This is a genomic window from Flavobacterium sp. (assembly GCF_040379285.1).
Classification (GTDB): domain Bacteria; phylum Bacteroidota; class Bacteroidia; order Flavobacteriales; family Flavobacteriaceae; genus Flavobacterium.
The window spans coordinates 23,023-30,359 of the sequence record NZ_JBEILJ010000033.1; the positions used below are offsets into that span (position 1 = coordinate 23,023).

Sequence of the window (7,337 nt, forward strand, 5' to 3'; positions counted from 1 at the left end):
GAAACCTGTTGCACTTTGGTGGGGCAGGTTTTTTTTTTTGAGTCGTAAGTCGGAAAGTCGTAAGTCGTAAGTCTGATGGTGAGTTTTTTATTAGGTATAACTCCCCCTTTGGGGGTTGGGGGGCTTATAATTCATAATTCATAACTCATAATTCCTAATTTATAATTCCCAATTTCCTTTATATTTGCTTCACCTAACCCATTGCGATGCGCAGTATTTTTTTGTTTTTGTGTGGACTACAACTCCTATGGGCGCAGACGCCAGGGGTTACGCCGCAATGGGATTTAAGTTTGTTTCGCGGCAATGTTCTGCCGCATACGCCCGACTTGTACCATTTACAAGGGCATCCCGAAGGGGTTCTGCTAGCCTATAATTGGCAAACCCACGGTGGTAAAGAGTGGCACCGTACCTACGATAATCCCAATTACGGGGTATATCTTTTGTATCAGGATTTCAACAATCGTTTTCTCGGACACAGTTGGGCCGTCGGCGGGCAGTTTCAGTTTTTTTTTCTAAACCGTCAATTGCGACTCACCACGGCGGCTGGGGTGGCCTATATGAATCAGCCTTATGATAAGGTTACCAATAGCAAAAATAAAGCGTTTGGGAGTCCTTTGTTGGCCAATATCAACTTAGGATTGCACTACCAAATTCCTCTGTTTCGCTCTCCTTGGACGATGCAAACGGGTTTTCTTTTTACCCACTACTCCAACGGACGTACCAAGTCCCCCAACAGCGGCATCAATTCATATGGACTCAACCTTGGACTCACATACAGTTCTCCGAAGTCAACCGAGAAAGGAATCGACACGCTGGCAAAAGATACAATCAACTACCGTCAAAAATTGCATTACAACGTGGTTGTACGCTCGGGCGTTAATGAAAGTTCGGTTATCAATAGTGGCCAATACCCTTTTTTACATTTGGGCGCCTTTGTCGATAAGCGTTTGAATCGTAAGTCGGGACTCCAATTGGGTGTCGATGTGTTTCTTACCCAAAGTGTCAAAGATTTCATCCGCTACAAGTCAGCAGCCTTTCCCGAAGATCAAATTGACCCCAATACCGATTACCGAAGAGTAGGGTTGTTTGCGGGTTACGAATGGTACATCAACCGCCTTTCGTTTGAAGCACAACTGGGCTACTATGTATACGATCGTTTGCAAAATGATATTCCCATTTACGACCGTATCGGACTCAAATACTATTGGACACCGAAGGTATATTCCTCATTAAGTTTAAAAACCCACCTGTTCCTCGCCGAAGCCATCGAGTGGGGCATAGGGATTCGATTATAAGTATGAAACCGTTGTTCTATTGCTGTTTGGTATTGTTGTTTATTCGCTGCGAACGTCCCATGGATTGTATCGAGGCTGAAGGGCAGCGTATCCTGCGGGAAGTTCCCGTAAGTCCGTTTACACGCATCGAAGTCAACCGCGGCATCGGCGTCGAAATCACCCAAGGACCCGAATACAAGGTTTTTATCGAAGCCGGGGAGAATCTCATCAACAACGTGCAAGTCGCCCAAGACGGGAACCGCCTGATATTACGTGATGCAACACAATGCAATTGGACCCGTGAATACGGCACGGCAATCTTAAAAATTACCGCGCCCAATGTAGAAGAAATTTACTCCAAAACAGAACAAGATATTCGCTCAAATGGCGTTTTAACCTATCCTATGCTACGATTATTTGCATTAGATGAAAATGGCGATGGTGTGGATGGTGCGGGTACGGGCGATTTTTTTATGGAAGTTCAAAATAGTCAAGTCGTTGTACAATCCAACAATGTGGCGCGCTTTCATCTTAGCGGTCAAACGCAGCATGCACATTACCTGATTTGGGCTGGCGATAGTCGCGTCGAAGCATCCCAACTGGTTGCTGACGAAGTGGCCATTTTCCACCGTGGGTCTAACGACCTTTTTGTGCATCCGCTTCAAAAAGTTTCGGGTAAAATTGTAAGCACAGGAAATGTACGTTTGACCCATGTGCCTCCTCTAGTAGCGGTAGAGACCACCTACCAAGGGCAACTGCTGTATCCTTAACGTTTAGACGTTGTTTTCTCGCGAAAGATCTGCTCTAGATTCTTACTTTTTGTTACGATTTGTAACGCACGAACCCCCTGTGCCGTGGCAAAATCAAATAATTGTACCCGAGGATCTTCCTCAGTTTGAAAGGTAAGTTCCCAAACGCGATCTTTGGTTTTTCGTACTTGGGTTAGTCCCACGAGGGTTTCCAAAACGTTCGCTTCTATGTCTTGATCAAACTCTACTTCCAGCACTTGAACGGTGACTTCGTTGACCAGTTTATCCAACTTTTTGTCGGTTACGATTTTTCCTTGATTGATGATGATAACCCGATCGCACAAGGCTTCCACCTCCTGCATGATGTGGGTGGATAAAAACACAGTTTTATTTTTTCCCACCTGACGAATCACATTGCGAATCTCTACCAACTGATTCGGATCAAGTCCAGTCGTGGGTTCATCCAAAATCAACACTTCAGGGTCATGCAGTAAAGCCGTGGCCAATCCCACACGTTGCCGATAGCCTTTAGAGAGTTGACCGATTTTTTTATGCGCTTCGGGAGTCAAACCGGTTAACGTAATCACTTCCTCGATACGCGCTTTCGAGATGCGATACACATCGGCATTAAACGACAAATATTCGCGAACATACAATTCCAAATACAGCGGATTATGTTCGGGCAAATACCCTACGACTCGTTGCACCGCCTTCGCTTGCCCCACCACATCATGTCCGTTGATGGCGGCCGAACCTTCGTCGGCGTTTAAATAGGTGGTTAGGATTTTCATTAAGGTTGATTTTCCGGCGCCGTTCGGACCCAAGAATCCCACAATTTCTCCTTTTTGGACAGAAAACGATACGGAATCCAAGGCTTTTTGCGCACCGTAATATTTCGAAACCGCTTGCACTTCTATAGACATGATGGTAATTTATTTCACACAAAGGTACAGATTCTCATTCAATTTTTTGGGCGTTCCCTCGTGGGGTGAAAAACAACGATAAGTCGCTTGTTTTTCACCCCACAAGGTCAGGCTGTCGGCCGTCGCTGCCTTCGTTACCTCAGGCGAGCTTCGCAAGGCCTCCATCCTTAACGCGTGCTGCGAATAGAAAGTATCTAGTAGGATTTAATTTATCTGCAAGGGATACTTGATTAAAGGTTCAAAACTGTTTCAATCGTTTTCGTAAATTTTTTTTGGCTTAGCGAAGGGTTGGCAACATTTTTTTTTTACATTAGCACAATAGAAAATCATTTATGTCAAGCACATTCCATACGTATTTTAATTATTTCTTTTATTTCTTCTTCATGAAGGAACAGGGAGTGGTATGGTGTTACATCAAAAAATAAAAAGTAAAGTACTATAAACCAATCCCGATTTCCATCGGGATTTTTTTTTGCCCATGAAACCACAAATTGCCATCCAAGGAATTCAAGGTTCGTTCCACCATCAAGTCGCTCTTGCATATTTTCAAGATTCATTTGAGTTGTTAGAATGCCTGTCATTTGAAGCCGTCGCCGATAGTTTACTGCATGGTCACGCCACCCAAGCCGTCATGGCCTTGGAAAATTCGATTGCCGGAGCATTATTGCCCAATTACGCCCTGATTGACCGCAACGATTTTCATATTGTTGGAGAACAGTATTTGGAAATCCAACAAAATTTGATGGCATTGCCCGGGCAGTCGTTGGCTTCCCTACAAGAAGTCCATTCCCATCCCATGGCCTTGCTCCAATGCATGGAGTTTTTAAAACAACATTCCCATCTCAAACTCGTTGAAGATAAAGATACTGCCGAAACCGCACGCCGCATTCAAGCGCAGCAATTACTAGGTGTGGCTGCCATTGGGAGTGTCGTAGCTGCTAAATTATTCGCACTCGAAATCATCGCACCACAAATTCAAACCGTGAACAATAACCTCACGCGGTTTGCCATCGTGTCGCGACGACCCAATACGCCTACGAGTAATATTAATAAAGCGTCTGTCAAGTTTGAACTCCACCATCAACGCGGGAGTTTAGCCGCCGTGCTCAACGTGATGAGCGATTGCCGTTTGAACCTCACCAAAATTCAATCGCTACCCAAAATCGAGTCGCCGTTTACCTATGCATTTTTTGTGGATGTAACGTTTGAAGACTATGCCGATTTTGAAAAGGCAGCTGCTTTGCTCACCTTGATGGCTTCCTCATTCAAATTATTAGGAATTTACCAAAATACATTAGCATGATTACCCCAGCCAATCGCTTACAATCCGTGCAGGAATATTATTTCTCGCGAAAATTGAAAGAAGTCCAAGCCCTCATCGCTCAAGGACATCCTGTGGTAAATATGGGCATTGGGAGTCCCGACTTGCCGCCGCACCCTTCTGTGCAGCAAGCGTTAGTTGAGGCTCTCGCTTTACCCAAAGCACACGAATACCAGAGTTATCAAGGAATTCCCGAACTCCGCGCTGGCATGCGTCGGTTTTACGAAAATCAATTTAAAATGGCACCCGATGCCCCTGTTGATTTTTTGCCGTTAATGGGTTCCAAAGAGGGGATTTTGCACATCGCTATGGCGTTTCTCAATCCAGGGGACCAAGTGTTGTTGCCCAATCCGGGTTATCCTACCTATGCCTCGGTAACGGAATTGGTGCAGGCTCAGGCAATCTATTACGATTTACAACCGGAACAAGATTGGTTGCCCGACTTTGCCGCTTTGGAAGCATTGGATTTGTCTAAGGTAAAAATGATTTTCATCGGCTACCCGCACATGCCTACGGGTTCGCCGGGAAGTTTGGCGCTGTTGCAGCAATGGGTCGATTTCGCTCGCAAACAACAACTGCTTTTGGTCAATGACAATCCGTACAGTTTTGTGTTGCACCACAACCCGATTTCAGTTTTCAATTGTGAAGGGGCGGTTGAGGTGGCTATCGAACTCAACTCACTCAGTAAAACCTTCAATATGGCGGGTTGGCGGGTTGGCATGGCGGTTGGGAAACCCGAATTTCTCGATGCCGTGTTAAAAGTCAAAAGCAATATGGACAGCGGGATGTTTTTAGGAATTCAAAAAGGGGCTGTGGCTGCTTTGGCACTGGGTGCCGATTGGTTTGAAGAAAAGTTTAACGTTTACAGCAAGCGTCGGGAACTGATTTGGCAACTGGCCGATTTGTTGGGGTGTACTTATGATACAAAAGGGGTCGGACTCTTTGTTTGGGCGAAGTTGCCTGAGGGGAGTGACGCCGAAAGTTTGATTGATGAATGGTTGTACCACTACCATGTATTTATCACTCCAGGCATCATTTTTGGCAGCAATGGAAAAGGATACATTCGGTTTTCACTTTGTGTCACTGAAGAAAAAATTAAGGAAGTAATTCAACGATTTACACCATGAAAGTAGCAGTTATCGGTATAGGTTTGATAGGAGGTTCGCTCGCCCGAGATATCCGTTTCATTTGGGATCAGGCGGAAATCGTTGGATTGGATGCCTATGCGGGTCATGTACAACAAGCAATCGAACTTGGGCTTGTGAATCGAGAAGGACAGTGGGAAGAAATTCCCCAAATGGATATGGTGATTGTTTCGGTGCCAGTGGACAAAGCGCTTAGCGTTGTACCCCAAGTCTTGGATTTGGTTAATGAAAACACCTTAGTCTTAGATGTAGGTTCGACCAAACAACCCTTGTGTGAAGCCGTGCAACACCATCCCAACCGCCGTAATTTTTTAGCGACGCATCCCATTGCAGGGACGGAATTTTCGGGGCCAAAGGCTGCTTTAAAAGGGTTATTTGAAGGCAAGACAAATATTATTTGCGAAGTAGAAAAAACGGCCTTTGGGTTGCAAGTCCGCGCGATGGCGTTGTTTAGGAAATTAGGGATGCGTATTCGGTACATGGATCCCAATGCCCACGATAGGCATATTGCTTACGTTTCCCATTTGTCGCATATCAGTTCGTTTATGTTGGGTAAAACCGTCATCGAAAAAGAGCGAGACGAGCGCGATATTTTTGATATGGCCGGGAGCGGTTTTGAAAGTACGGTACGCTTAGCGAAGAGTTCCCCCGATATGTGGACGCCTATTTTTAACCAAAACAAAGCAAATGTTTTAGCCACTTTAGAAGAATATATCCGAAATTTGTCCCGATTTCGGGAATTATTAGAAACCGAACAGTATGACGCTCTATATCAAGAAATGCAGCATACGAATCGTATCAAAGAAATATTAAACGGAATCAAAAAATAAGCCCTATGGAAAATAAAAAAGAAATGCGCACTTGGTTGGATGATTTTCACTTGCCCCACCCGTTGGTGATTGCGGGCCCTTGTAGTGCCGAAACGGAAAATCAAGTATTACAAATTGCCCGTGAATTAAAAGACTCCAAAGTATCGATTTATCGCGCGGGCATTTGGAAACCCCGAACCCGTCCAGGCGGATTTGAAGGCGTGGGCGAAATCGGATTAAAATGGTTGCAAAAAGCCAAAGCCGAAACCGGGTTGTTGATGGCGGTAGAAGTGGCTACGGCAGCGCATGTGAAATTAGCCTTAGCACACGATATTGATGTGTTGTGGATTGGAGCACGCACAACGGTAAACCCCTTTGCGGTACAAGAAATTGCGGATGCACTTCAAAATACAGAGAAGATAGTATTGGTCAAAAACCCTGTCAATCCCGATTTAGCCTTGTGGATTGGTGGGGTAGAGCGCTTATACCATGCGGGAATCAAGAAATTAGGCGTGATTCACCGCGGATTTTCAACCTATGAAAAAACCAAATACCGCAACAACCCCGAATGGCAAATAGCGATCGATTTTCAGAATAAGTTTCCTGATATTCCCATGATTATCGACCCATCACATATCACGGGCAAGCGCGATATGATTTTTCAAGTGACCCAACAGGCCTTGGATTTCAATTACGATGGGATGATTATTGAAACCCATTGCGATCCTGATAATGCGTGGAGTGATGCGGCGCAGCAAGTGACCCCCGAGCGGTTGAAGCAGATTGTTTTTGATTTGGTCATTCGTAAAGAGGATGATGCGGATAGCGACTATTTACAACAACTAACGAAGCTTCGGGTCAAAATCGACGATTATGACGCTAAGTTGTTGGATGTCATTGGGCAACGAATGAAAGTTGCTGAAGATATCGGGGCCTTGAAAAAGGCAAAAAATGTGGCTGTTTTACAAAATAAACGTTGGAATGAAATCTTGGAACGTATGGTCAAAGAGGGGTCGCAGCGAGGCTTGAGCGAAGAGTTTATCGTTCAGTTCTTTAAGGCCATTCACCAAGAAAGTATAGCGCATCAAGAAAAAGTGTTTAAATCAGAATAATTTC

7 protein-coding genes are annotated in these 7,337 nt (G+C 44.9%); 6 read left to right on the forward strand and 1 reads right to left on the reverse strand.

What is annotated here, in order from left to right:
- The first annotated feature begins 206 nt into the window (after window positions 1-206).
- Together ABWO12_RS08220 and ABWO12_RS08225 are read left to right on the forward strand one after the other, a co-directional pair.
- Window positions 207-1,295, forward strand: coding sequence for an acyloxyacyl hydrolase (locus ABWO12_RS08220; RefSeq protein ID WP_353088306.1), 1,089 nt, complete (start codon window positions 207-209; stop codon window positions 1,293-1,295).
- A 2-nt stretch (window positions 1,296-1,297) separates the two neighbouring features.
- Window positions 1,298-2,044 (forward strand): head GIN domain-containing protein, encoded by a 747-nt coding sequence (locus ABWO12_RS08225; protein WP_353088307.1) that lies wholly within the window; start codon window positions 1,298-1,300, stop codon window positions 2,042-2,044.
- Here ABWO12_RS08225 and gldA read toward each other — a convergent pair.
- Window positions 2,041-2,946 carry a gliding motility-associated ABC transporter ATP-binding subunit GldA gene (gene gldA, locus ABWO12_RS08230; protein ID WP_353088309.1) on the reverse strand — a complete coding sequence of 302 codons (906 nt, stop codon included), beginning with the start codon at window positions 2,944-2,946 and terminating at the stop codon, window positions 2,041-2,043. The two genes, ABWO12_RS08225 and gldA, sit on opposite strands and share 4 nt — an antisense overlap.
- 478 nt (window positions 2,947-3,424) lie before the next feature.
- Here gldA and ABWO12_RS08235 point away from each other — a divergent pair, with 478 nt between their 5' ends.
- From ABWO12_RS08235 to ABWO12_RS08250, 4 genes are read left to right on the forward strand one after another with little or no spacing between them, the layout of a single operon-like run.
- Complete coding sequence (locus tag ABWO12_RS08235; protein WP_353088310.1) at window positions 3,425-4,249, forward strand: prephenate dehydratase; 825 nt, start codon at window positions 3,425-3,427, stop codon at window positions 4,247-4,249.
- Window positions 4,246-5,394, forward strand: coding sequence for a pyridoxal phosphate-dependent aminotransferase (locus tag ABWO12_RS08240; protein ID WP_353088312.1), 1,149 nt, complete (start codon window positions 4,246-4,248; stop codon window positions 5,392-5,394). Before ABWO12_RS08235 ends, ABWO12_RS08240 begins: the two co-directional genes overlap by 4 nt.
- Entirely contained in the window at window positions 5,391-6,242 is an 852-nt protein-coding gene (locus tag ABWO12_RS08245) for a prephenate dehydrogenase (protein ID WP_353088313.1), read from the forward strand. Before ABWO12_RS08240 ends, ABWO12_RS08245 begins: the two co-directional genes overlap by 4 nt.
- 5 nt (window positions 6,243-6,247) lie before the next feature.
- A complete protein-coding gene (locus ABWO12_RS08250) occupies window positions 6,248-7,333 on the forward strand; it encodes a chorismate mutase (protein ID WP_353088315.1) in 1,086 nt (361 codons plus the stop codon).
- The last annotated feature ends 4 nt before the right edge of the window (window positions 7,334-7,337 follow it).

Excerpts from the sequence above, each read along its gene's own strand:
- gldA (WP_353088309.1), bottom strand. The coding sequence starts at position 2,946 with ATGTCTATAGAAGTGCAAGCGGTTTCGAAATATTACGGTGCGCAAAAA.
- ABWO12_RS08220 (WP_353088306.1), top strand. The coding sequence starts at position 207 with ATGCGCAGTATTTTTTTGTTTTTGTGTGGACTACAACTCCTATGGGCG.
- ABWO12_RS08250 (WP_353088315.1), top strand. The coding sequence starts at position 6,248 with ATGGAAAATAAAAAAGAAATGCGCACTTGGTTGGATGATTTTCACTTG.
- ABWO12_RS08240 (WP_353088312.1), top strand. The coding sequence starts at position 4,246 with ATGATTACCCCAGCCAATCGCTTACAATCCGTGCAGGAATATTATTTC.
- ABWO12_RS08225 (WP_353088307.1), top strand. The coding sequence starts at position 1,298 with ATGAAACCGTTGTTCTATTGCTGTTTGGTATTGTTGTTTATTCGCTGC.
- ABWO12_RS08235 (WP_353088310.1), top strand. The coding sequence starts at position 3,425 with ATGAAACCACAAATTGCCATCCAAGGAATTCAAGGTTCGTTCCACCAT.
- ABWO12_RS08245 (WP_353088313.1), top strand. The coding sequence starts at position 5,391 with ATGAAAGTAGCAGTTATCGGTATAGGTTTGATAGGAGGTTCGCTCGCC.